The sequence below is a fragment of the Marinicrinis lubricantis genome, from assembly GCF_042658665.1.
In the GTDB taxonomy this organism is placed as follows: domain Bacteria; phylum Bacillota; class Bacilli; order Paenibacillales; family KCTC-33676; genus Marinicrinis; species Marinicrinis lubricantis.
Map to the genome: position 1 here is coordinate 1 of NZ_JBHSQV010000048.1, position 619 is coordinate 619.

Annotated in this window: 1 protein-coding gene; it reads left to right on the top strand. The window is 55.4% G+C overall.

Annotation, left to right across the window (positions count from 1 at the left end; translation table 11 throughout):
- On the top strand, positions 1 to 619 hold a 619-nt coding region (locus ACFPXP_RS07955), incomplete at both ends, for an IS4 family transposase (protein ID WP_379893707.1).

Sequence of the window (619 nt, forward strand, 5' to 3'; positions counted from 1 at the left end):
TCGGACGGTCATTCCTTTGTGCCGATGGACTTTACGCTGCTCAGTTCGGCCAAGTCCGGCATCACCGGCATGGCGGATGGGATCGACAAGCGCAGCCACGGGTACAAACGTCGGCAAGAAGCGTTCTTTACCGCTCCACAGGTGATCGCGAGTATGCTGGACCGCGCATTGCAAGGGGGCATTTCGGCATCGTACACCCTCATGGACAGCTGGTTTACGCATGCGCCGCTCATTCAGGAAGTCATCCGTCGCGGACTGCATGTGATTGGCATGGTCAAGAACGATAACAAGCGTTATCTCGTGAATGGTGAGCGGCTCAGCCTGAAAGAATTATATGCCGCTGCACCGCGTGTCGAAGGGAATAACCGTAACATCCTTCGTCTCATCCGAACTTCGCTCGCCCCGGGAATCCCGGTTGTGATCGTGTTTGTCCGCCATCGATCCAAGAAGAACGAATGGCTTGCCCTGCTTTCGACCGACCTTAGTTTAACGGCCCAGGACATCATCCGCATCTACCGGATGCGCTGGGACATTGAGGTCTTCTTCAAGTGCGCCAAATCGCTGTTGCGTCTGCAAAACGAGTTCCAAGGCCGTTCCTACGACATGCTCGTAAGCCACA